This is a genomic window from Apibacter mensalis (assembly GCF_001418685.1).
GTDB lineage: Bacteria > Bacteroidota > Bacteroidia > Flavobacteriales > Weeksellaceae > Apibacter > Apibacter mensalis.
The window spans coordinates 94,236-118,112 of record NZ_LIVM01000009.1; the positions used below are offsets into that span (position 1 = coordinate 94,236).

Genomic DNA, 23,877 nt, shown 5'->3' on the forward strand with positions numbered 1-23,877 from the left:
ATACTTTTGCATTAAAAATTATTAGGATGTTAATATTAGTTATTAATGCGGGAAGTTCTTCTATTAAATATCAATTGCTAAATATGGATTCAAATTCTGTAATTGCTAAAGGATTGGTAGAAAGAATAGGTACTACTGGCGGAATTATCACACACAGGTATCTGAAAAACGGAGTTTCAGACAAAAAACAAATTCATCAAGAATTTCCCACTCATGTAGAGGGAATGAAACTTATTGTTGAATTGTTAACAGCAAAAGATTTTGGAGTAATTAGTGATCCATCAGATATTAAAGGAGTGGGGCACAGAATTGTACAAGGGGGAGGGAAATTTAACATTCCGGTTTTAATTACCGATGAGGTTAAGAGTGAAATTAAGGAAATGAGTGCTTTAGCTCCATTACATAATCCTGCTAACTTATTAGGTATAGAAGTTGCACAAAAATTTTTTCCCAATATTCCTCAGGTAGCTGTTTTTGATACTGCATTCCATCTTACTATGCCACCCAAAGCATACAGATATGCAATTCCCAACAATTTTTATACAGAATATAAGATAAGATCTTACGGAGCTCATGGTACTAGTCATAAATATGTTAGAAGACAGGCCGTAAACCATTTAAATAATCAAAAAGCAAAAATCATAACTATACACTTAGGAAATGGATCAAGTATTACCGCTATCAATGAAAAAGGTGAAAGTATAGATACATCCATGGGCTTTACTCCTCTTAACGGTTTAGTTATGGGTACTAGAAGTGGCGATATAGATCCTTCTGTTTTATTTTATATGGTAAGAGAATGCGGGATAAAATTTGAAGAATTGGATGATCTTTTAAATAAAAAGTCAGGAATGTTGGGACTTACCGGAAAAAGTGATGCGAGAGATGTAGATGAAATGTATTTAAAAGGTGATCAAAATGCTATTTTATGTTTAGACTTGTATTCCTATAGAGTTAAAAAATATATAGGTGCATATATAGCAGCTTTAAATGGGGTGGATGCGATTGTTTTTACAGCAGGAATAGGGGAAAATGATGCCCAATTAAGATCATTAATATGTAAAGACTTAGATTACCTTGGTATTAAATTGGACGAAAATAAAAATGTTGAATTAAGCGGACCGGATACGGTTGAAGAAATTCAGGCATCCGAATCAAAAGTTAAAATAATGATTATTCCTACTAACGAAGAATTAGAAATAGCTAACGATACTTTGAATATTTTAAAAGAAATGTAATGTCTATATCTAATATTTAAAAATAAATAAAAAGCTGCAAATTATTGCAGCTTTTATTGTATTAAATTTACTTATTTTATATAAACTACTTCCACATTCTGTTGATGAGGAAGAGTTTTAGATCTAACATCATCAGGAGATACATTTGCATTAATTTTACCTCTATTTTCGGCAATACCGTATGTTAACCAATATGGAAGGATACATACCAAAAAAGTAAGGCACCAAAATCCTAAAAAGGCAATTAATAAAAATAGAATAAATCCTATAAATTTCATAAATGGCCAAGCACCTATATAAAGCAATGTCACCATAATACAATTATTATATATTGTTTTGCTCAAATGTAATAATTAATTTTAATCAAAACAAAAAATAATTTGATTTATTGTAACCCAATTCATCAAAAAAATTTCAAGTCTTAAAAATTTTTAATAGAACTTAATTTTAAATGCTGTATCTTTATGCTGACTTTTAAAACTAAAACCTATTATATATAATTGAACAAGATGTTTTATTCATTTATAATCTATTAGTTTTAAATAATACTCAAATAAACATCAAGCTTCTTCTACATGTTTTAATGAGGTTTTTACTAAAGTTGAAAATAATTATTTTGTTAGATTAATTGCTTTGTTAGTATTAACAATAGCTCTATTATTTTTATAGTCAATCCATTTTTGACCTTGTTTTTTTCTCATAAAGTTATCATAATTTCTTTTAATGAAAATATTTAAAACTGCATTGATAAAATTTGACGGTTTTTTAGCTAAAGATCGTAAGCTCATTGAAAAACTTGGAGTTAAATATTGCATATAATGCCACCATCCTTCAGGCATATATAACATTTCACCATGAGATAAATGTGCCTTATAAGGAGTAATATATTTTAATCCTGGCCATTTAACAAAATCAGGATTATCAAAATTTATATCTTCTCTGCAAATAGTTGCATAGGGAATCTTATACATATACTTCGTATCTTGAGGTTTTATCAGTATACATTGTTTTTCACCTGCAAAATGAAAATGTAAAATATTTGCTAAATCTATATCAAAATGCATAAAGACATTAGAACCTGCTCCTCCAAAAAATAACATAGGTAAACTTTTAAATAAATTTAGACCAAGATCAGGAAATTTAAAATCTTCCTGCATGGCAGGTACTTGTTTCAAAATATTAAACAAAAAAATCCTTAAATCAGTAGGTCCCTTTTGTAATAAATCTATATAATCAGTCATTTTCATTTTGGCATCCGGTTCATTTACCTTTTTATCTGCACTTACCGGATCGTTATTATACAGTGGAACGATTTTATCTCCGGCAATTTTTTTTATATAGTCAAAATTCCATTTTCTATAAGCAGGCCAATCCTCTGTTAGTTTTTCAATTATAACTGGTTTTTGAGGTTTATAATATTGATTGTAAAATTCATCTTTAGATATTTTTTCAACTCGGTCAATTACTTCATAATTAAACATAGGTTTTAGGTTTAGGGGTTATTTCTATTAAAATTGTTATGAATTCATTAGATCTTCTAATTCTTCTATTTCAATAGGTATGTTTCTCATTAAATTATGTGGATTCCCATTGGACTGAATCACTACGTTATCTTCTATTCTTATCCCGAATCCTTCTTCAGGTATATATATACCCGGTTCAACAGTAAATACCATATTTGGTACGAAAGAGTCAGTTAATATTCCATAATCATGAGTATCAAGACCTAGATGATGGGAATTACCATGCATAAAATATTTTTTATAAGCGGGCCATTTCGGATCTTGATTTTTTACTTCTTCTGAAGTTAAAAGATTTAACTTTAATAATTCTTCAGTCATTATGTTACCAACTTCTTCATGGTAACTATACCAGTTATTGCCCGTAATTAATAGTTTAGTGGATTCATTTTTTACATTTAAAACTGATTGATATACTTCTTTTTGTCTTGAAGTGAACTTTCCGTTAACGGGAAGCGTTCGTGTCATATCCGAAGAGTAATTGGCATACTCAGCCCCTACATCTAACAAAACTACCTCTCCATCTTTACATTCTTTATTATTTAAAATATAATGCAAGATATTACTGTTTTTACCGGAAGCTATAATAGGAGTGTAGGCCCATCCTTTGGAACGGTTTTTAGTAAACTCATAAATTAATTCCGCTTCAATTTCATATTCCCATACACCCGGTTTAACAAAAGGAAGAATCCTTCTAAATCCTTTTTCTGTTATATCACAAGCTCGTTGAATTATATTGATTTCTTCAGGCTCTTTAATAGAACGTAAATGTTGTAATATAGGATTGCTCCTCAAATACCCATGCCCTCTATACTTATTTTGCAATTTTTTAATAAACCTATCTTCCCTAGTTTCTACTACTTTTTCAGCACGATAGTGTTCATTTATATTTATGTATATAGTATCCATTTGAACCACGACCATGTCAAGAATTTTCTCAAAATCTTGTAACCAATAAACATTTTTAATTCCGGATACCTCTGTTGCCTGTTCTTTAGAATATTTTTCTCCTTCCCAAATTGTAATATGTTCATTGGTTTCACGTAAAAATAGCATTTCTCTATGTTCCTCTAAATAAGCATACGGACACAGTACTAATATGGATTCTTCTTGATCAATTCCTGAAAGATAAAATAGATCACGTTGCTGTTGAAAGGGGAGGGTACTATCAGCACTGACAGGATAAATATCATTACTGTTAAATATAGCTATTGATTTTGGAGCCATTCTTTGGACAAATTTTTTTCTATTTTTAATAAATAAATTTTTGTCTAAAGTACTATATCTGGTATTCATTTAAATTTTTTTTATTTATCAAAAATAACAATAATACTTAAACTCTTTATAATTTTAATGAAATTATATGACCTTTTTTAGTTTATTTATATATTTATTGCTAGGCAAGTAAATTTTTTTTATTACAAAGAGAACTAAAATGAATAATTAATAACAAAATGAATAATAAAATTTATAATTATTATGTTAAATATTGTTATTGATCTGATGTATAAATAATAGATCAACAAAAACGTTAAAAATGTTCAGTATTTTTAATTGATTCAGCAATTAAAAATGCATGTTTTTTTATAAAAAAGACGAAATTTGTTTAATAGAATTTCCCTTAATAAGATAAGATATGAATAATAACACTATTAAGAAATTGAAACCTGAAACTATATGGAATCATTTTGCGGATTTAAATTCCGTACCCAGACCCTCTAAGAAAGAAAAAAAAGTTATCAAATTTATTAAAAATTTTGGTGCTTCATTAAATCTTGAAACTATTGAAGACACCTGTGGCAACGTAATTATAAAAAAACCGGCAACCCACGGATATGAAAATAGAAAAAAAGTAGTTTTACAATCCCATTTGGATATGGTTTGCCAAAAAAATAATGAGGTAGAGTTTGATTTTGAAACTCAAGGAATACCAATGACCTATGAGGGAGATTGGGTTTATGCATTAGGAACGACATTGGGGGCGGATAATGGAATAGGAGTGGCTGCCATCATGAGTGTGCTGTCTTCGAAAGATATTGAGCATCCGGCTATTGAAGCATTATTCACCGTTGATGAAGAAACCGGTATGAGCGGAGCATTTGAATTAAGCAAAGATCTTTTATCGGGCGATATATTATTGAATTTGGATACGGAAGAAGATGATGAAATTGACATAGGCTGCGCAGGTGGAATTGATGTAACAGCTAATGCGCTCTACGAAGAAAAAGATATTAATAGAAATTTTTTAACCTATGTTATAAATCTTACCGGCTTACATGGAGGTCATTCCGGAATGGAAATTCATAAAGGATTAGGTAATTCTAATAAATTACTGAATAGGTTTTTATATGATTTTTTAAAATTAAATATTCAATTGGTCAGTTTTAATGGAGGTGGTTTAAGGAATGCAATACCCAGAGAAGCTTCCGCTACATTTTCAATTTCTTCTGAACATAAAAATGAATTGCAAGAAAGATTTAGCTATTTATATACTGAGATAAAATCAGAGTTCAGTTGTATAGATAATAATTTGACTATTCACCTGTCTCAACTGGATAATGCCAAAAAAGGATTAAGTATTGAAAACAGTAAGAAATTTATTTCAAGTCTGCAAGCTGCTCATAACGGAGTATTTCGAATGAGTCCAGATATTGATGGACTGGTTGAAGCTTCAAATAATATCGCCAGAGTTAAATTGGAAAATGGAAAAGCTGAAATACAGTGTTTAACGCGATCTTCTGTAGAAAGTACTAAAATGTGGGTAGCCACTTCACTTAAATCAGCATTTGAATTAGGGGGAATGAAGGTTGAATTATCCGGATCTTATCCAGGATGGAAGCCGAATGCATCTTCAGAAATTTTGAAATTGGCCGTAAGCATTTATGAAAAAATACACGGAGAGAAACCTTCCGTTCAGGCATGTCATGCCGGATTGGAATGTGGTATTATAGGAGAAAAATATCCACATATGGATATGATTTCATTCGGACCTACCATAAAAGGAGCGCATTCTCCCAAAGAAAAAGTAAGTATATCATCGGTACAAAAATTTTGGAGTTTCTTATTAGAAATCCTTAAAAACATACCGATTAGATAAAATATTAGTTATTTATATGATGAAAAATGATTGGTAATAAGAAGAAATATTTAATACACAACATATAGTCAGTAATTAAAGTTCTGAAACACATATTTTATATAACTCAATAAATACACAACAATTAATTGTTACTCTTACTAAGTTTTGTTAAAAAAAACTTATTACTTAATTGGTAAAGTATTACCGATTAATAATAAACAATTATTTTTGCAAAAAGAGTTAATTTTTTTTAATTAAATTTTTATAAAAGAGGTATAAAACTAATATAAATTAAACTTATATGTCAACATACGTAGTTGTCGGCTTACAATGGGGCGACGAGGGAAAAGGAAAAATAACAGACGTTTTAGCGGAAAAATCAGATTATGTAATACGCTATCAGGGAGGAAATAATGCCGGACATACTGTATATGTAGGAGAAGATAAATTTGTTTTACATCTTTTACCTTCCGGAGTTCTTCAATGTAAAGGAAAATGTATATTAGGAAATGGAGTAGTGGTAAATCCTCAAGCATTTTTTAATGAAATTGAACAAATTGAAAAAAGAAGATTGAGTGTCAACCATGTATTCATTAGCAGCAGGGCTCATATTATTATGCCTTATCATATCTTACTTGATACCTATAGAGAGGAATTTGCAGGAAGTCCTCAAATTGGAACAACAAAAAGAGGTATAGGTCCTTGTTATGAAGATAAGGTAGCAAGATCGGGAATCAGAGCTATTGATTTATTAAATCCCGATGTTTTAAAAGCTAAAATAAATGAAAACCTAGTTGTTAAAAATGCTTTATTTCAAAAGTTGTTTGACAAAGAACCTCTAAAATTTGAGGATATTTATACAAAATATCTGGAATATGGGATGAAGCTTAAGAATCGTATTATAGATTCAGAATATGAAATAAATAAAGCTATAAAAGATGATAAAAACGTGCTTTTTGAAGGTGCACAGGCTCTTATGTTAGATATTGATTTTGGGACTTATCCTTATGTAACATCATCATCTCCCACAACAGGAGGCAGCACGGTAGGAGCCGGAGTTCCGCCAACCAGTTTAAAAAATTTAATAGGAGTTTCCAAAGCTTATTGTACGCGAGTAGGTAACGGAGCTTTTCCCACAGAATTAGAAAATGAAACAGGTGATCTTATACGTAAAATAGGAAATGAATATGGAGCATCGACAGGGCGACCGCGTCGTTGCGGATGGTTAGACCTGGTAGCTTTGCGTTATTCTTGTATAATTAATGGGATTACACATTTAGTAATAACTAAATTGGATGTATTAACTAATTTTGATAAAATCAAGGTGGGTATAGCTTATCGAACACTTGAAGGAAAAGTTAAGGATATTTTTCCATCGAGTATTGAAGAATTATCAACCTATGAAGTGATTTATCAAGAATTAGACGGCTGGAAAGAAGATATTTCAAATGTAAAATCGCATGAAGATTTGCCTATCTCAGCTAGGAAATATTTACAATTTATTGAAGATTTTCTCGGTGTTCAAATATATTTGGTTTCTGTTGGTCCCGAAAGATCACAAAATATCATTATGTCCAATTTAAATTAATTCATACTTAAACATTAATTTTTTTAGATATCCTTTTTCCGATACTTCATTAAAAAATTGTTTTATAATTCATCAGTAAGTTTGTATCGTTGAAAAATTAATGATTTAAAACTATATTTATTAACGTATTTAATAGTAACGAAAATGAAATTCAATCATAAAATTTACACTTTCCTTTTTTATTTTATTTAATTAATTTATTAATATAGTAATTAAATCTATATCGATTATTTATTATTAAAAGTTATTTAAGATGTTTTATTGGTAAACATAAAACATATATATTATAAATTTATATATATAATATGCTTTATATAAAATTTATAAAATCAAAAATTTTTATTGTTTTTAGTTTTCATTATAAAATATTAATTATATAATAAATATTATTCTATTTTTTTAAAATAATTTGTTATTTATGATAAATTATTGTTTAAATTGCAAATTATTTGATTGGGTAATACCGTATTTAAATATAAAATTACTTCGATCGTCTATTAATATTTAAAGATAAATTATACCAAGCTTAATTTTAAATATTTTTTTAAAAATTAATTATACAATTAAATCTATTAATAAGTTTACTAGTATTGTTCATCTATTATAACGAGAAAACTAATTATTTATACACTTATGAAAGAAAAATATTTACTTATTATTCTACTCATGTTTACTATTTATAATGCTCAAGAAACAGAGAATAAAACATATGTAGATTCTTCCAACACCAATAATTCTTATCGTAAAGAACGTTTAAAAAATTCTATACCATCGTATAATCTTTCTAAAATTGAAAAGCTGATTGCTAAATCGATGTCAATGAATAGTTTTGAAGAAACAAAAAATACAGATAATATTAATTTTCATTTATCGGAAAAAGATTTTAATAAACTTACGATAAAGGAAAAATTTACCTACACTATGATTTATCCGGAAATCATACCTTCAAATGTTAATACTGATTCCACAATTATTCATGAAGAAAATAAAATTTTCGGTATGCTGCCTTCCTCAAATAATTATCCAAAATGGAGTGTAAGACAGAAAAAGTTTTTAAATCAATACCGAAAAAATATACAAGAATTTATACAAGAAAGTTCTTCAAAGAACCAATATATGGGATTAAATTTTAAAAAAGCATTATTGGAAATCAATGCAATAGAATCTATACCTTTTCTGATAAACTTTTATAATTCAACAGATAAAAATGATAAAGATTTATTAACTGTATTGATGCTTTTAGTTAAAAACGGAAAATACTATCCGTTTATTCGATCAAATGTTTATCGCCAATTGTACAATGACAACGAAAATATACAGGAATTCTACATTGATTATTCGGATAAAAATGAAGAATATATTTTAAAAACCGCCCATAATTTTTATTTACAGTCTCCCAAAATTAAGTAAGCTTGATTTTATAATATAATAAAACAGAAGCTATATTTTTGTTTGATTATTTTTAAAAGTAAACATTATTCAATGATAAGTTTTCCTTTCATGGTAGCACTATGAGTAGGAAATGTACATAAATAATCATAAGTTCCTTTTTCATTTATGATAAATGTAATAGTATCTTGTTCTCCACCTCCTAATAATTTAGTATGAGCTACAATCGACGGATCGTTTTTAGGAATATAATGGTCCATAACATCCCTAGCGGCACGGTTTACAAAATCATTAAAATTGGTACCGAGCTTTATTATAACTAAATTATGTCCCATATCTTTAACGCTTGCTTTACCTACATGTTTAAGAGTAAGAGTTATGAGTTTTCCTGCTTTTGCTTTTAATTCATGTATGTTGAACTGCATAGCGTCATCTGCTTCTATTATAAAAGTATTTTCAGGCAAATTTGCAATTTCTTCCATTTTTCTTTGTCTGTGTCCTCTTTAGTCATTGAAGCTGCTGCTGATAAAGGGTCGATCTTTTTAGATGAATCATTTTTATTACAATCAATGAAAAGAGTTAATGATGTTAAAATGAATGTTGACAATAAAATGATTCTGTTTTTCATGAAAATATTTTTTAATTATATAATTATATTTTTTTTAAATATTAAGATTCTACAAAATTTAGATATATAGAGTAGAAATATAATTTTATTCAAAATTAATAATTTTTTTGATAAAATATAATTAAAAACTTTTTATATATAAAAGCTATGTCAATTAATGATATTTATTGATGATAAAATGATATAATATTTAAACTCGGGAATTAATCAAAAATAATAATTTATCTAACTGAATTATTAAAGTTTTGTTAGTATTTTAAATATTGTTATATTTATATAATATTATATTCTAATATATTTCTATATTAAAATATATTTTTTTATATTGATGGTAAAATTTGTTTTAAATTATAAATAGTTAAAGGTGGATTTGCAGAATGTTTTAAAACGTCTTCCGGTTAAGATAAATAAATGTAAACCTATTTCGGGGGGAGATACGAATAAGTAGAATCAGACCAAGGGAATTTATTTATTAAAATTAATAATACTAAAGAATTTCCAGGAATGTTTAGAGAAGAAGCAAAAGGATTAAAAATTATTGCTGAAACCAATAAGTTAAGAACCCCAAAAATTATTAAAGTAGAAGATAGTGATAAAGAACAATATTTAGTTTTAGAATTTATTTCTAAAGGAGAGCCAAGTAAAAAAATATGGGAAAAATTTGGAGAGTCTCTTGCATTAATGCATAAAATTCCTCAACCGTATTTCGGATTCAATAACGATAATTATATTGGACGTTTACCCCAAAAAAATACTCAAACATCAACATGGAGCGAGTTTTATGCTCAATGTCATTTACAACCTTTAATAAAAAGATTAAATGATTTGAATGCTTTAACTAATCAAGAAGTACAAGCAGCAGAGAATTTTTATAAAAAAATTGATGAAATTTTTCCTAAGGAATCTCCATCGCTAGTTCATGGAGATTTATGGGTTGGAAATTTTTTAATTTCAGATACCGGAGATCCCGTGGTAATAGACCCTGCAGTTTGCTATAGCCATAGAGAAATGGATTTAGGTATGACGCATCTTTTTGGTGGTTTTTCTAATTATTTTTATGAGGCATATAATTCATCATATTCTATGGAACAAGGATGGGAGAAGCGTATACCTTATGCTCAACTATATCCTTTACTGGTACATTCTATTCTATTTGGAAGCTATTATATTGAGAAAGTCAAAAATATTTTAAAAGATTTTTAATATCATTTATATTTTGGTACTTATCTATGGTTTAAAATTTATTATTTTAAGAAGATGTCTCTATTTTATTTCTTTTATAAACCAGAGATGATACTAATATACTGGCTTCGTATAATAAATATAAAGGGCAAGAAGCAACAAGCATAGAAGGAATATCACCGGGAGTTATAAATCCTGCAATTATTAATATTATGACAAGGGCATGTCTTCTGTATTTTTTTAAAAATTTTGGAGTTAAAATACCAACGCTCGTAAGAATATATACAATAACAGGCAACAGGAAAATCAACCCCATACCTAAAACTGTTTGTAATAAAATCCTTATATAGCTGGACAAGTCTATGTTGACTTTAATAGTTTCTGAAATATTGAAAAAATAACCAAAGTGCATGGTTAAAGGAGTAACAAAAAAATAACCGAAACAACATCCTGTAATAAATAGAAAATAGGTGGATATAAAAAATGTCAAGGAGTTTTTCTTCTCATTAGGTTTCAGTCCGGGAGAAATAAATTTCCATATTTCATAAATAACATAAGGAAAAACTAAAATAAAACCTCCAACTACAGAAACATAAAAAGCAGTGTTTAGTTGCTCAAAAATTCTTCGAACTTGAATTGGGAATTCATCAGGCATTTCAAACACATCATCAGAGCTAAATATTCTACCAACTAAATTCATAAGCTTAAAAGTTAAAAAATCTTTATGAATTGGACCAAATATAATATGATCCATTACAAAATGAATTTTATATCCGATTAAACATGCACCCAAGCATATAGCAACTAACGATCGTAAAATATGTTTTCTTAATACACCAACATGAGCAAGAAACGGCATACTTGCGTGATCACTCTCTTTCTTTTTAGCCATTGAATTTTTTAGTTAAAAAACATACTAATTTAAATAATTTTATTTAAATCCGTTATCCAACAAAGTATGCAGGTCTATAATACCTACATAATTTTCTCCATCTAAAACAACTAATTGACCAATTTGGTTATTTTTAAGTTCTTCAAAGGCAATACTGGCTAATTCGTTTTTTTGAATCGTTTTAGGAGTTACAGACATAATATCTTTGGCTATTATTTGGTTATAGTCAACATCTTTAGCCAAAGTCCTCCTCACATCTCCATCGGTAATAACTCCCCTGACCTTATGATCTTCGATCACAACGGTAATACCATAAGAAGAGTAGGTTAAAGAATTAATAATTTCTTTGAGATGAGCAGATAATTGAATTTCCGGTCTTCTATCAGGTTTTACTAATTGTTCCACTTTTAAAAGCAGTTTTCTTCCCAAGGCACCTCCCGGATGATACTTAGCAAAATCGGAAGATTTAAAATTTTTTGCTTGAAGTAAAGCAACAGCTAGGGCATCGCCCATAGCTAATTGAACAATTGTGGAAGAGGTAGGAGCAAGATTATTAGGATCAGCCTCTTTTTCAATATAAGTATCAAGAACCACGTCGGCCAGTTCAGCTAATAAACAATTTTTATTTGAGGTCATGGCTATAAGTACTGATGAATATTCTTTAAGAAAAGGAACAATTTCCTGAATTTCTGAAGAAGTACCACTGTTGGAAATACAAATAATAACATCATTTGTATTAATAATTCCTAAATCACCATGTTTAGCTTCAACAGCATGTAAAAATTGAGATGGCGTTCCGGTAGAATTAAAAGTAGCTACTAATTTATTGGCAATATGTGCACTTTTTCCTACTCCACATAAAATAAGTTTACCCTTCGAATCAAGTATATACCGTACCGCTTTAACAAAATCATCACCTAAACGATTATATAATGATTGTAATTCGGTTGTTTCAAATAAAATAGTATCTTTGCCTGCTTTTAGTATCGTTTGATCATTCAAAATAAATAATTTTTTCGTTTAAAAAATTTGTTGTATATTTAAATTAACAAACAGCAAATTTAATAAAAAACTAAAGTTTAAGAATGAAATCTTTGGAAAAAGACTTGCCTAAATTATTAAAAAAGTATTTTGGTTTTAATTCATTTAAAGGGCCGCAAGAAGAAGTAATTACTAATTTGTTGGGCGGCAACGATGTATTTGTATTAATGCCCACAGGGGGCGGAAAGTCCTTATGTTATCAGTTACCTGCTTTACTATTGGAGGGTACTGCTATTGTAGTTTCTCCCTTAATAGCCTTAATGAAAAATCAGGTAGATGCTATTCGAGGTATTTCCTCAAGCGAGGGAATTGCACATGTTCTTAACTCTTCATTAAATAAAACTGAAATTAAAAGAGTTAAAGATGATATATTATCCGGTACAACCAAATTGCTTTACGTGGCTCCAGAATCTTTAACTAAAGATGAATATATTGAGTTTTTAAAAACCATAAAATTATCGTTTTTTGCTATAGATGAAGCTCATTGTATTTCAGAATGGGGACATGATTTCCGCCCTGAATACAGAAATTTAAGATTCATCATTGAAAAAATCGGTAAAACACCTATTATTGCTTTGACAGCAACCGCAACTCCTAAAGTTCAGGATGATATACAAAAAACATTAGGAATGATGGATGCTAAAATTTTCAAATCTTCTTTTAACAGGCCGAATTTATATTATGAAATAAGACCTAAAATCAATCCGGAGAAGCAAATTATCAAATATATTAAAGAAAATCCTGGTAAGTCCGGCATTATATATTGTTTAAGCAGGAAAAAGGTAGAAGAATTAGCTGAATTATTAAAAGTTAATGGAATTAATGCCTTGCCATATCATGCAGGTTTAGATAGTAAATCCAGAGCAGCTCATCAAGATAAATTCTTGATGGAGGAAACTGATGTAATATGTGCTACCATTGCTTTCGGAATGGGGATAGATAAGCCGGATGTACGTTTTGTAATTCATTATGATATACCTAAAAGCTTAGAAAGTTATTATCAAGAAACAGGTAGAGCCGGTAGGGATGGAGGAGAAGGTTATTGCCTTGCTTTCTATGATTATAAAGACGTTGAAAAATTGGAAAAATTTTTGGCATCGAAGCCTGTCTCCGAAAGAGAAGTAGGATTGCAACTTTTACATGAAGTGGTCGGGTATGCAGAGACATCCATGTCCAGACGTAAATATTTGCTTCATTATTTTGGAGAAAATTTTGATGAAAAAAACGGCTTAGGAGCTAAAATGGATGATAATTCCATGAATCCGAAAACTTTGGTAAATGTTTCTCAAGAGATGCAACAGATTCTTACAGTAGTAGAAAGTACTAACGAAAAATTAAAATTAAAAGATTTAGTAAATGTAGCTGTTGGTAGAGAATCGGCAATAACCAAATCGTATAAGTTGGGATTTGAAAATTATTTCGGGTTTGGAAAAAATAAATCAGATAACTTTTGGAAATCTATTATACGACAGGCTATAGTTAATAATTTTCTTTATAAAGATATAGAAACTTATGGATTATTAAAATTATCCGATTTAGGTAAAGAATTTATTAATGAAACTAAGGAAATTTTGATAGCCGAAGATGTTGACTTTGAAAAAGAAATGGAAACGCCTATTGTATCTGTACAAGCTGCAGGAAGTAATGCATTAGATAAGAAATTATTTGATGATTTAAAAGATATAAGAAAAAGAGTTGCCAAGAAAAATGCAATTCCCCCATTTGCAGTTTTTCAAGATCCAAGCTTGGAAGATATGGCATTACATTATCCGACTACCCTTTCAGAGCTTTCCAATGTGTTTGGTGTTGGAGAGGGTAAAGCTAAGAAATTTGGAAAAGAATTTGTAGAATATATAGCCAAGTATGTTGAAGAAAATGATATTGAAAGACCGGATGATTTGGTTATTAAACAAATTGCCAATAAGTCTTCTCATAAAGTTTTTATAATTCAAAGTACAGACAGAAAATTGGATTTTGAAGATATTGCCAAAGCTAAAGATTTAACAATTAATGATTTGCTTAATGAAATGGAAAGTATTGTTTATCAAGGAACTAAACTAAATATTGGTTACTATGTGGATAAATTATTGGATGAAGAACAACAAGAGGAAATTATAGATTTTTTAATGGATTCAGAGAGTGATAAAATGTCTGTTTTACTTGATGAATTTGGAGAAGATTATTCTGAAGATGAGCTAAGGATTATGAGAATTAAATTTATTAGCGAGGTTGCTAACTAAGTTCATACGTGATAAATTGTAATCATTTATCTTATAAACTATTAATAGTAAATAATTTTTAAATAAATTATTTACTATTTAAATAGTAGAATAAAGTAAGTTTTTTATGAGATATAACTATATCTTTTAAGATGTCAGCATTTTAAAATAATCCATGAATATTAGCCTCTACCTTATCGATAATTTTTCCTAAGTCTTCCTTATTGTCTACAAAGTCCATATTATCAACATCGATAATTAATAATTTTCCTTCTGTATAATTAGTAATCCACTCTTCATATTTATCATTTAATCTTTGAAGATATTCTATACTTATGGAAGTTTCGTATTCTCTTCCTCTTTTTTGAATTTGATTTACTAAAGTAGGGACTGACGCTCGAAGATAAATGAGAAGATCCGGAGCTTGGATATACTCTTTCATTAAGTTAAAAAGATTCAAATAGTTATCATAATCTCTTGTCTGCATCAATCCCATTTCATGAAGATTGGAAGCAAAAATATATACATCTTCATAAATCGTTCTATCCTGGATTATATTTTTCTTATGCTCTCTAATTTCTTTAATTTGTTTAAAACGAGAACTTAAAAAGTATATTTGTAGATTAAATGCCCATTTAGCCATATCATAATAAAAATCATCTAGATATGGGTTTTGTTCTGTATCTTCAAATTGTGCTATCCATTTATAATTGTTTGATAATAATTTAGTTAATGTAGTTTTACCTGCGCCGATATTTCCGGTTATAGCAATATGCATTGTTAATAAATTTATTTTTCAATTTCAACAGTGTAAAGGTACATAACCTTAGATTTCCATAGAAATAAATGCTTATTTAAAATATAATATTTTTTACCTAATTTAGGCAATTGTATTTGGAATGGTTTATTTTCAAAATCATAGAGATATAAAAAACCCTTATGTATCCAACAAAAATTCTGTTCATTCCAACCATAGTTTTCTAACTCAGGAACTTCAAAGGTATCTATATTTTGACTATTTTGCTTAATAATTTTGTAGTGGTGAGCTTTATTGGATTCTTCATTACTTTTTAAAAGAAGGAATTTGGATTGTTTGGAACTATATACCGTTTTAATTACATAATTATCTAATAAATCTTTAGACAAAGTATTTGAAAAAAGTATAGTTTTTTTGGATCTGTAATCATATTGGATAAAATTTAAAGAGTTCAATTCATCAAAATACAGTAAAGAGTGGTTGTCTTGAACGTAAATTAAGTCAGGATTTATAAGTTGATTAGTTAAAATTGGAACGTTATCCTGAGTACTTATTAACTTATCATCATAAAATTCAAGAACTTTATTGATTTTATCTAAGGAAACTAAAAATAAGGGATTTACGATAAAAAGCTTTTTGGAAGAGCTAAAACTTTTCAGAATATAAGTATTCTTGGATGTATGATCGTATTTTAATAAAGTATTATCTTCATGAGATACAAAATACAACGAATTGAAAATATCTGCTTGATAAAAAGTAAATGAATCGGGAACATCTATTTTTATACTATCTAGCAAAACCAATTTTTGTCCCCAAGAAAGATTGATGAAAGTTACTAAAACCAGTAAGTTGATAAATCTTGACATTAAAATTTCAAAAATATAAAGTAAATGTAATAGAAATAATTTTATTGTTAAATTATAAAAATTTATTCATTTAAGGAAGAAAAAAATAGTCGTTTAATTGGGAAAAGCTTTTCAAAAAAAGATGATTAAAATTATATGTACTCCTATGCTATCATGTATTTTTATATATTTAAAATAATTTGAGCTATTAAATTTTTTAAATTTGCGATATTTAAATAATTAAATGAAATATACAGAATACCAATTCTATGTGAAGCCTTTAGAGCCCTGGAGAGACATTTTATTGGCCTATTTATCAGAGTTGCCTTTTGAAAGTTTTGTTGATACCGAAAACGGTTTTTTAACCTACATAAAGGTGGAAGAAGATGATGAGCAATTAATTCTGGAATTACCTATTATGTCTTCGTCCGAGGTTGAAATTTCATATGAAAAAAAATTATCTCCTGATATTAACTGGAATGAAGAATGGGAAAAAAATTTTCCACCCGTAGTCATTGAAAATCAAATTTATTTACATGCTGATTTTCATCCTATAAGAAATGATATTCCTTTCTCAATTAAAATTGATCCTAAAATGTCATTTGGAACGGGACATCATGAAACTACTTATAATATGCTTCATGCCATGTTGACCATTGATTTTAAAGGTAAGGATGTGTTAGACATGGGTAGTGGAACAGGTGTATTGGCAATTTTTGCTAAAATGAGAGGAGCAAATTACGTGGAAGCTATAGATATTGATGAATGGTCTTACGGTAATGCTTTAGAAAATTCGAAAAAAAACAAGGTAGAAATAGATATTAAATTAGGGGATGCCGAATTATTAGGAAAATGTACATTTGATATAATTTTAGCAAATATTAATAAAAATATTTTGTTAAAAGATATGTCAAAATATGTTGAAAATTTACATCCTCATGGATATATATTGCTTAGTGGAGTCTTTGAGCATGATTTTGATGACATTATTGCAGAAGCAACAAAGAATGGCTTAAAATTTGTTCGGAAATTGAGTAAAAATAATTGGATTTCAATATTATTTAATAAATTATGAACTACAATAATCAACCCAAATGGAAAGATCAGGAGAGTGTTGATACATTGGTAAAAGAAGCTGCTCCTCATGTAATAATATTGCATAATGATGATTTTAATACATTCGATTATGTAATTGATTGTTTGATTGAAATATGTGAACATACCTTAGAACAAGCGCAGCAATGTACTTTTTTAGTACATTATAAAGGAAAGTGTGAAGTTAAAACCGGGTCCTTAGAAGAACTTACTCCAATAAATCAGGCGTTGCTAAAAAAAGGGCTTTCTTCACAAATTGTCTAGAACTTGTACTTATTCTTATAGTTTCTATACTATTTACTTTGATCTCGTATTTAAAGAAGTAAATCATTAAGGGGGCTTCATTATTTTTAATTAAATTAGTTGCAGTAAAAAAAATACTTTGATGAAAATATTAGTAGCCATTAATTGCGTACCGGATACTACATCCAAAATAAATTTTACAAATAATAATAAAGAATTTGATAAAAATGGGATTCAATATATAATTAATCCACAAGATGAATATTGTCTAAGTAAAGCATTATACTTCCAAGAGAAACAAGGAGCAGAAGTATCCATTATTACGGTTGGAGATATTTCAGTGGAACCTGTAATGAGAAAAGCATTAGCAATAGGTGCCAATAATGCGATTCGTGTGAATATTCAACCGACAGATAGTGAATTAGTGGCTAAAGAAATTGCCTCTGTTGCAAAAGAGGGACAATACGATTTGATACTTTTAGGTAAAGAATCTATTGATTATAATGGAGGGTTAGTTCCGGGGTTAGTTGCTGCTGAACTTAATTGTGCATTTGTCAATGCTGTTACTGGATTGAATATAGATGGAAAAACCATACAAGTAGTTCGAGAAATAGATAATGGAAAAGAAACGATTTCTATCGAATTACCGGCTGTTTTAGCAGGTCAGGAGGGTTTAGTTCCTGAAAATCAATTGAAAATTCCCAATATTAGAGGAATAATGACTGCAAAAAATAAACCATTTACAGTTGTCGAACCTAAATTTTTTGGAAATAAAGTTAACGTTGTAGAATTTGAAAAACCTATCATAAGATCCAATGTAGTTTGGGTAGATAAAGATAATTTAGATGAATTAGTTCGTCTTCTTCATGAAGAAGCGAAAGTAATTTAGGTATGAGCAAATACACTTATTTTTGTAAAACAAACTTTGAAAAAAAATGATTTACGCATATATAGAAAATTCCAAAGGGAAATTTAAAAAAGCTGCATATGAATTAGTTTCGTATGCAAAAAATTTGGCAGATACAGTTGGAGATTCAGTTACGGCACTAACCATAAATTCAGAAGATTCTTCAGAACTATTATACAAATATGGGGCAAATAAAGTTATAAACATTCAAGATGAGGCCCTTAAATCATTTAATCCTAAAGAATATGCTTCGGTATTATCAGAAATAATGCATGGAAATTATATCCTGTTTACGCATACAACAGATAGTGCTTCTATAGCTCCTTATATTGTCAAAAAAAAATCTGCAGCCTATATTACTCAGGCAATTTCAACTCCGCTTTCAATGGTACCGTTTAGGGTTAAAAGATCCGTTTTTTCCGGAAAAGGAATTGCTGTTGTGGAAACTAAAGAACCCATTATAGTTCTTACTCTTTCTGTTAATTCTATAGGAGCAAAAGAAAATCCGGTTTCCGGTACTGAGGAAAATATTACAGTATGTACTGATATTGACCCAAGATATACAGTAAAACAAGAAGAAGTAATAACAGGAAAATTAGATGTAAAAGATGCCGAATTGGTTATAGGAGCGGGGAGAGGAATGAAAGGTCCCGAAAATTGGGGTATGATTGAAGATTTAGCAAATATACTGGGTGCTGCAACTGCATGTTCCAAGCCGGTTTCTGATTTGGGATGGAGATCTCATTCCGAACATGTAGGACAAACGGGTAAAATTATCTCACCGAAATTATATCTATCGATAGGCATTTCGGGAGCAATTCAACATGTAGCTGGAGTTAATAAAAGTAAAACTATTGTTGTTATAAATAATGATCCAGAGGCTCCATTTTTTAAATCGGCTGATTATGGAGTAATTGGTGATTTATTTGAAGTTGTACCGATATTGACAAAAAAATTAAAAGCTTTTAAAGAGGCTAACTAATTTATTATCCTCCAAATCTTTTATTTTTTTACTATTTCACATCTAGCCTGCAGACAACTACCCATTAATATTGAGAAATATTAATTAGTCATCCTAGAAGAAAAACTTTATTTTACTGTGCTTACTATATGGATATGGAATCAGTTTATTCAAGTCTGCTTCTTTATACATATAAGTGTTGGTTATTTTTACGTTTTAATTTTTCTTTATAATAGTGTCTATCCGCCACATATATTTTTTTCTCTAGATAACAAAAAATCTGACCTTTAGTATTAGTGATATTTAAGTTCTTTTTAATAGTAATTTCTTTATCTATAGTAATGAGTTCCTTTATTTTCTTTATTTCATCTTTTTCAAATTCAAACACCGCTACAGCTTTATCGTTAATTGGTTTTATATAATCTATATATGCAGATTTATCCCAAACAATATATTTTTTTCCTAAAATATGAATTAGTTGCAACATATATATAGGATCGGTGGAGGAGAATATGCTTCCGCCAAACATAGTTCCGGAATAATTTCGATTTTTATATGTAAGAGGAATTTCAACAACTATTTTATATACGTCTTCAGAAACGTATTTGATTTTTCCTGTAGTTCTTATATATAAAGGTGAAATGTTAAAAAAATATTTGTATACGGTAGAAGGTTTAAATAAAAAAGTAAGTAGCTTATTTATTTTTTTGTACATTAAAATCTATCTATTTGATCCTATAAAAGTATAATTTTTAACTAAATAATACAAATATAGATGATAACTTATAAAATTAATCAGGAAAATAGATCTTTCCGACTTTTGGAGTAATAGTTTTTTCTGTATTTTTTCTTGCTTTATATAGGTATATATTTTTATCGAAAATATTTAAAATCTGAAAATAGTTGTTGTGATCATAATAAAATTTTAAATTATGATTTAAATAAGCATATAATATAAAATCATTTATTTCATTTTTTTTCAAACCTAATTCCTCAAAGTAAGTATCTCCAAAATATTCTCTTACTTTTTTAATTATATTGGATTGTTCTTCGAAAATGGATAAACGTTCTTTACGCTTACCATCCCCGGATATAAAATCTAAAATTCCTTCAATACCAAATTTCATTGACGATAATTTAGCTAATTCGGTATTAACGTCTGTACTACCGTCCATTTTTTGCGATGGATTTAAATTACCTAATTTTTTTAGAATTTCATTGGTTTTGTTCATCATTGGAATTCTTCTTACGTCCAATTCAATGCTGCCAAAAGTTTTAAATGGAGTAACACTAATATCTTCTAATTGTTTTTCTTTAAGGTCCAATTGAATTTTCATTTGCAATTGATCAAACATTTTTTGGGTTACCAAAATAGTCCTTTTTTCAATATTAAAAGATTGAAATGTAATTTGATCGCCGATTTGAGCTGGAATGATAAAATTACCTGTAATATCGGTTAACGTTGTATAATTGATAGAAATATTTTTAACATAAATCCCTGAAATCATTTCATGATATTTATCTAAAATATATACTTTTCCATTAATTTGTTTTCTATCTTGAGAAAAGATGATTAATGATAATAAAAGTAAAAAATAGGTATAGATAAGTTTCATGTATAGATATTACCTAACAAAAATACACTAAAAACGACAATTAACTGTCTACTCTTTAAATTTTGATTGTAATTTATAGAAAGAATTATACGTTTTAATTTTTATCGGTTAAAAAGGACTTAATATTAGTTGAGAATAATTTTTTAATTGGGATAAACTTAAACCAGACATTAGATAGAAAAAATATAAGTAAAATAATAACCGGCTTACTAATAAGATTTAAAAAATTATTAGTAAAATCGGGTAGGTTATATACAAGTAATACTCCGATTATTCCAGTTAATAGAATATAAATATATTCTCGTGAAAACGGATGTATACCGAACTTTTGATAATTAAACCCTAATTTTATTAAATTAAATAAGGTTAAAGATATCGCTGTTGCTAATGCGATTCCCTCAATACCTAATTTAAAATATGATATAAAAATGATATTTGAAACAATTGTAAATACTGCTAATAATAGCATCGCATAAATAGTAAACCTAAAGTATTTCGAATAAGAAATAATATTACTGTTAAATCCTGTTGACAAATCAAAAAGGGTGGATGCTCCAAGAATGTATATAATCACCTTTGCATCAGCTAATTCTTTACCGTTTTTCATAAATAAGAATAAATAATCGATTCCTGCTAAAATACAAGACAGTAACATTGTACCAAAAAGAAATAAAAATTTGGAAACTTTTCTATAGAAATTATTTAATTCATCTAATTTATTATTTTCAAGTTTTTCTACTATAATAGGACCGGATATAGTGAAAATACCCATTACAGGGACTGTAAGAAAGCCAACAATAGATGCTAAAATGGAATAGATTCCGTTTTGTTTAAAATCAAGCAGCTCAGGAATCATTAAATTATCTATTTGAAGTGCCAATCTGTTTCCAATACTTCCAAGTACAGAAAATAAACAAAAACTTAATAAGTTTAGCCGTACTTCCCTATCATGTAATATACTTAAAGATCCACTTTTTTTGTCTTTATTCAATCTTATAAAATAATATACTAGGCCGAACACAGCAATCACAAAAAATGATACGAAAATAAAAAGAGCATTTTTTTGTGAAATTCCTAAATAAATATATGAGATAAACGCAGTGAGTGCTCCAAGTTTTGGAAAAAAATTTTCAAAAATCCCGGGTATTGTTATTCTTTTCAGGTTAGACATATATTTTGATAGCAATTGAGTTAAGGCAAGTGATAAAGCCACCGGCAATACATATTGTTTCATGTTCCAAGAATCTGACCATTGAATGCTTGGGAAAATTTTTGAAAATAACCAATATATAAATGAGATAAAAATAAAATTAGACAATATAAACTTGATACAAATATAGAGAAAGTCTATATGTTGATTTTTTTCCTTAAGTTTTTGATGATATTTTATATTAGCATAGCTAAGTCCAAAAAGTATGAAAGGACAGATAAGTTCAGCTGAAGGTTGTATAAATCTAAGTTTACCTAAGAATTCCGGATTAGCCGGATATATAAAAATAGTTGAAAAAGTGCCCAGTAAAAAACTAAGATAGCTAATAATGCTGTATTTTATTCCTTGACGTGCTATTATTCCCATTTAATTTATGCTAAATACATTATCATTTTGTTGTTTACGATTCATTCTGATTTTTTTAGAGAAAACTAAATTTACATAATGAATCAATAATTTATAAAATAATAATATTGAGTTTTTTAAGGATAATACTTTATGATAATAATAATACTTAGGTATACCCCAAACATTTATAAATGCTTTAAAGTATGCTTTAACAAGATTATTTTTGGGATTTAAAATTATGCAATCCAGCTTTATTTTTGATAATCTTTGTATTTTAGTAATGTTTGTAGTTTTATTTCTATCATGATTGGCTTTAGCTGATGTAACTATTCCTATTTTTAATCTTGAATGAATCACACGATTACAATAATTTTTATCTTCTCCGTAATGGATAAAATACGGATTAAAAATTCCTATTTTTTCCAAACAAGTTTTATTGATCAACCAAAAAGCTGCATTTACAAAATCAGTTTCAAAAATATCATTACTGTTTTTTTTACTTTTTGCTAAATATTCTTGAAAATTAAAATCCATTTCAGAAAATTCATGGTTATAATGCATAGGACTTAGTATTCCATACTTCGGATTTTTAATAGCAAATTCAATTAAATAATGTAAACAATACTTATCCACCCAAGCATCTTGATTGATAAGAAAATAATGTGAATATTTATATTCTTTATATAGTTTTTTTAATAATATATTATTAGCTTTACCAAACCCTGCATTACAGTTATTTATTATAAAATTAACGGTAGGATATTTTTCAACAATCTTTAAGGTATTATCAGTAGATCCATTATCTATAAGGTAAATATCAGTATGTATGCTTGATGTTAATAAAGAATCCAAACATTTTTTTATCCATTTTTCACCATTATAGGTAACAATTATACTTACAATGCTGTACATTTACAAGATATAAAATCTATTACAAATATATAAATAAATAAATACTAGAAATCTTATGATAAACAGAATAGATAATTTTAAATTATTGAATAAAAATCGTTGATATTATAAAATAGTTGGTTCGGGAAGTAAATGGATGAAAAATGTTTTTTAATATATAAGGAGTAAATAATAATTTAAAATGGTTACTTATTCTAATTTTAGATA

The 23,877-nt window shown here is 28.1% G+C and carries 22 protein-coding genes and 1 pseudogene; 10 read left to right on the top strand and 13 right to left on the bottom strand.

Going from position 1 to position 23,877, the window contains the following annotated elements; genetic code table 11:
- Positions 1-26 precede the first annotated feature (26 nt).
- A complete protein-coding gene (locus ASC36_RS07500; RefSeq protein WP_055425878.1) occupies positions 27-1,238 on the top strand; it encodes an acetate/propionate family kinase in 1,212 nt (403 codons plus the stop codon).
- Between the two features lie 71 nt (positions 1,239-1,309).
- Here the strand turns inward: ASC36_RS07500 and ASC36_RS07505 are convergent, their stop codons facing one another.
- From ASC36_RS07505 to ASC36_RS07515, 3 genes are all read right to left on the bottom strand, one after another.
- Positions 1,310-1,552, bottom strand: coding sequence for a hypothetical protein (locus ASC36_RS07505; protein ID WP_055425879.1), 243 nt, complete (start codon positions 1,550-1,552; stop codon positions 1,310-1,312).
- A 297-nt stretch (positions 1,553-1,849) separates the two neighbouring features.
- Positions 1,850-2,719, bottom strand: coding sequence for a cupin-like domain-containing protein (locus ASC36_RS07510; protein ID WP_055425880.1), 870 nt, complete (start codon positions 2,717-2,719; stop codon positions 1,850-1,852).
- Between the two features lie 36 nt (positions 2,720-2,755).
- Positions 2,756-4,054 carry an aminopeptidase P family protein gene (locus tag ASC36_RS07515; protein WP_055425881.1) on the bottom strand — a complete coding sequence of 433 codons (1,299 nt, stop codon included), beginning with the start codon at positions 4,052-4,054 and terminating at the stop codon, positions 2,756-2,758.
- Positions 4,055-4,394: 340 nt separating this feature from the next.
- On the opposite strand from ASC36_RS07515, the gene ASC36_RS07520 reads away from it, so the two are divergent.
- The 3 genes from ASC36_RS07520 to ASC36_RS07530 all read left to right on the top strand — a co-directional run bounded on the left by ASC36_RS07520 (position 4,395) and on the right by ASC36_RS07530 (position 8,835).
- Complete coding sequence (locus ASC36_RS07520; protein ID WP_055425882.1) at positions 4,395-5,855, top strand: aminoacyl-histidine dipeptidase; 1,461 nt, start codon at positions 4,395-4,397, stop codon at positions 5,853-5,855.
- A 283-nt stretch (positions 5,856-6,138) separates the two neighbouring features.
- Entirely contained in the window at positions 6,139-7,425 is a 1,287-nt protein-coding gene (locus ASC36_RS07525) for an adenylosuccinate synthase (protein WP_055425883.1), read from the top strand.
- Positions 7,426-8,058: 633 nt separating this feature from the next.
- On the top strand, positions 8,059-8,835 hold the full coding sequence (locus ASC36_RS07530; protein WP_141656228.1) for a hypothetical protein: 777 nt from the start codon (positions 8,059-8,061) through the stop codon (positions 8,833-8,835).
- Between the two features lie 65 nt (positions 8,836-8,900).
- On the opposite strand, the gene ASC36_RS07535 is transcribed toward ASC36_RS07530, so the two are convergent.
- Positions 8,901-9,296 carry a plastocyanin/azurin family copper-binding protein gene (locus tag ASC36_RS07535; protein WP_055425885.1) on the bottom strand — a complete coding sequence of 132 codons (396 nt, stop codon included), beginning with the start codon at positions 9,294-9,296 and terminating at the stop codon, positions 8,901-8,903.
- Positions 9,257-9,442: a hypothetical protein gene (locus ASC36_RS10695; protein WP_141656229.1), complete on the bottom strand. Its 186-nt coding sequence runs from the start codon at positions 9,440-9,442 to the stop codon at positions 9,257-9,259. Before ASC36_RS10695 ends, ASC36_RS07535 begins: the two co-directional genes overlap by 40 nt.
- Positions 9,443-9,901: 459 nt before the next feature.
- On the opposite strand from ASC36_RS10695, the pseudogene ASC36_RS07545 reads away from it, so the two are divergent.
- Positions 9,902-10,645: pseudogene (locus ASC36_RS07545) on the top strand (fructosamine kinase family protein); the annotation flags it as partial.
- Between the two features lie 46 nt (positions 10,646-10,691).
- Here ASC36_RS07545 and tatC read toward each other — a convergent pair.
- Positions 10,692-11,516 (bottom strand): twin-arginine translocase subunit TatC, encoded by an 825-nt coding sequence (tatC, locus tag ASC36_RS07550; protein ID WP_055425888.1) that lies wholly within the window; start codon positions 11,514-11,516, stop codon positions 10,692-10,694.
- Positions 11,517-11,555: 39 nt separating this feature from the next.
- Complete coding sequence (locus tag ASC36_RS07555) at positions 11,556-12,518, bottom strand: KpsF/GutQ family sugar-phosphate isomerase (protein WP_055425889.1); 963 nt, start codon at positions 12,516-12,518, stop codon at positions 11,556-11,558.
- Positions 12,519-12,601: 83 nt separating this feature from the next.
- On the opposite strand from ASC36_RS07555, the gene recQ reads away from it, so the two are divergent.
- Entirely contained in the window at positions 12,602-14,797 is a 2,196-nt protein-coding gene (gene recQ / locus ASC36_RS07560; RefSeq protein ID WP_055425890.1) for a DNA helicase RecQ, read from the top strand.
- A 142-nt stretch (positions 14,798-14,939) separates the two neighbouring features.
- On the opposite strand, the gene ASC36_RS07565 is transcribed toward recQ, so the two are convergent.
- The gene (locus tag ASC36_RS07565; protein WP_055425891.1) at positions 14,940-15,554 is read right to left on the bottom strand and encodes a deoxynucleoside kinase; all 615 of its coding nucleotides are present in this window, start codon (positions 15,552-15,554) and stop codon (positions 14,940-14,942) included.
- Between the two features lie 11 nt (positions 15,555-15,565).
- Complete coding sequence (locus ASC36_RS07570; RefSeq protein ID WP_055425892.1) at positions 15,566-16,399, bottom strand: hypothetical protein; 834 nt, start codon at positions 16,397-16,399, stop codon at positions 15,566-15,568.
- Positions 16,400-16,622: 223 nt separating this feature from the next.
- On the opposite strand from ASC36_RS07570, the gene prmA reads away from it, so the two are divergent.
- From prmA to ASC36_RS07590, 4 genes are all read left to right on the top strand, one after another.
- The gene (gene prmA, locus ASC36_RS07575; RefSeq protein ID WP_055425893.1) at positions 16,623-17,453 is read left to right on the top strand and encodes a 50S ribosomal protein L11 methyltransferase; all 831 of its coding nucleotides are present in this window, start codon (positions 16,623-16,625) and stop codon (positions 17,451-17,453) included.
- A complete protein-coding gene (locus ASC36_RS07580) occupies positions 17,450-17,737 on the top strand; it encodes an ATP-dependent Clp protease adaptor ClpS (RefSeq protein WP_055425894.1) in 288 nt (95 codons plus the stop codon). The genes prmA and ASC36_RS07580 overlap by 4 nt, the downstream gene beginning before the upstream one ends.
- Before the next feature lie 121 nt (positions 17,738-17,858).
- A complete protein-coding gene (locus ASC36_RS07585) occupies positions 17,859-18,605 on the top strand; it encodes an electron transfer flavoprotein subunit beta/FixA family protein (protein WP_055425895.1) in 747 nt (248 codons plus the stop codon).
- Positions 18,606-18,651: 46 nt separating this feature from the next.
- Positions 18,652-19,605, top strand: a complete 954-nt coding sequence (locus ASC36_RS07590) for an electron transfer flavoprotein subunit alpha/FixB family protein (protein ID WP_055425896.1) — start codon at positions 18,652-18,654, stop codon at positions 19,603-19,605.
- A 163-nt stretch (positions 19,606-19,768) separates the two neighbouring features.
- Here ASC36_RS07590 and ASC36_RS07595 read toward each other — a convergent pair whose 3' ends face one another.
- The 4 genes from ASC36_RS07595 to ASC36_RS07610 form a co-directional block, all read right to left on the bottom strand.
- Positions 19,769-20,299, bottom strand: a complete 531-nt coding sequence (locus ASC36_RS07595) for a DUF4442 domain-containing protein (protein ID WP_055425897.1) — start codon at positions 20,297-20,299, stop codon at positions 19,769-19,771.
- A 76-nt stretch (positions 20,300-20,375) separates the two neighbouring features.
- On the bottom strand, positions 20,376-21,200 hold the full coding sequence (locus ASC36_RS07600; RefSeq protein WP_055425898.1) for a hypothetical protein: 825 nt from the start codon (positions 21,198-21,200) through the stop codon (positions 20,376-20,378).
- A 94-nt stretch (positions 21,201-21,294) separates the two neighbouring features.
- Positions 21,295-22,776: a lipopolysaccharide biosynthesis protein gene (locus ASC36_RS07605; protein WP_055425899.1), complete on the bottom strand. Its 1,482-nt coding sequence runs from the start codon at positions 22,774-22,776 to the stop codon at positions 21,295-21,297.
- Positions 22,777-23,670: a glycosyltransferase gene (locus tag ASC36_RS07610; protein ID WP_055425900.1), complete on the bottom strand. Its 894-nt coding sequence runs from the start codon at positions 23,668-23,670 to the stop codon at positions 22,777-22,779.
- Positions 23,671-23,877 lie beyond the last annotated feature (207 nt).

Excerpts from the sequence above, each read along its gene's own strand:
- ASC36_RS07590 (WP_055425896.1), top strand. The coding sequence starts at position 18,652 with ATGATTTACGCATATATAGAAAATTCCAAAGGGAAATTTAAAAAAGCT.
- ASC36_RS07510 (WP_055425880.1), bottom strand. The coding sequence starts at position 2,719 with ATGTTTAATTATGAAGTAATTGACCGAGTTGAAAAAATATCTAAAGAT.
- ASC36_RS10695 (WP_141656229.1), bottom strand. The coding sequence starts at position 9,442 with ATGAAAAACAGAATCATTTTATTGTCAACATTCATTTTAACATCATTA.
- ASC36_RS07535 (WP_055425885.1), bottom strand. The coding sequence starts at position 9,296 with ATGGAAGAAATTGCAAATTTGCCTGAAAATACTTTTATAATAGAAGCA.
- tatC (WP_055425888.1), bottom strand. The coding sequence starts at position 11,516 with ATGGCTAAAAAGAAAGAGAGTGATCACGCAAGTATGCCGTTTCTTGCT.
- ASC36_RS07580 (WP_055425894.1), top strand. The coding sequence starts at position 17,450 with ATGAACTACAATAATCAACCCAAATGGAAAGATCAGGAGAGTGTTGAT.
- ASC36_RS07610 (WP_055425900.1), bottom strand. The coding sequence starts at position 23,670 with ATGTACAGCATTGTAAGTATAATTGTTACCTATAATGGTGAAAAATGG.
- recQ (WP_055425890.1), top strand. The coding sequence starts at position 12,602 with ATGAAATCTTTGGAAAAAGACTTGCCTAAATTATTAAAAAAGTATTTT.
- ASC36_RS07565 (WP_055425891.1), bottom strand. The coding sequence starts at position 15,554 with ATGCATATTGCTATAACCGGAAATATCGGCGCAGGTAAAACTACATTA.
- ASC36_RS07570 (WP_055425892.1), bottom strand. The coding sequence starts at position 16,399 with ATGTCAAGATTTATCAACTTACTGGTTTTAGTAACTTTCATCAATCTT.
- ASC36_RS07600 (WP_055425898.1), bottom strand. The coding sequence starts at position 21,200 with ATGAAACTTATCTATACCTATTTTTTACTTTTATTATCATTAATCATC.
- ASC36_RS07515 (WP_055425881.1), bottom strand. The coding sequence starts at position 4,054 with ATGAATACCAGATATAGTACTTTAGACAAAAATTTATTTATTAAAAAT.
- ASC36_RS07520 (WP_055425882.1), top strand. The coding sequence starts at position 4,395 with ATGAATAATAACACTATTAAGAAATTGAAACCTGAAACTATATGGAAT.
- ASC36_RS07585 (WP_055425895.1), top strand. The coding sequence starts at position 17,859 with ATGAAAATATTAGTAGCCATTAATTGCGTACCGGATACTACATCCAAA.
- prmA (WP_055425893.1), top strand. The coding sequence starts at position 16,623 with ATGAAATATACAGAATACCAATTCTATGTGAAGCCTTTAGAGCCCTGG.
- ASC36_RS07525 (WP_055425883.1), top strand. The coding sequence starts at position 6,139 with ATGTCAACATACGTAGTTGTCGGCTTACAATGGGGCGACGAGGGAAAA.
- ASC36_RS07595 (WP_055425897.1), bottom strand. The coding sequence starts at position 20,299 with ATGTACAAAAAAATAAATAAGCTACTTACTTTTTTATTTAAACCTTCT.
- ASC36_RS07530 (WP_141656228.1), top strand. The coding sequence starts at position 8,059 with ATGAAAGAAAAATATTTACTTATTATTCTACTCATGTTTACTATTTAT.
- ASC36_RS07505 (WP_055425879.1), bottom strand. The coding sequence starts at position 1,552 with ATGGTGACATTGCTTTATATAGGTGCTTGGCCATTTATGAAATTTATA.
- ASC36_RS07500 (WP_055425878.1), top strand. The coding sequence starts at position 27 with ATGTTAATATTAGTTATTAATGCGGGAAGTTCTTCTATTAAATATCAA.
- ASC36_RS07605 (WP_055425899.1), bottom strand. The coding sequence starts at position 22,776 with ATGGGAATAATAGCACGTCAAGGAATAAAATACAGCATTATTAGCTAT.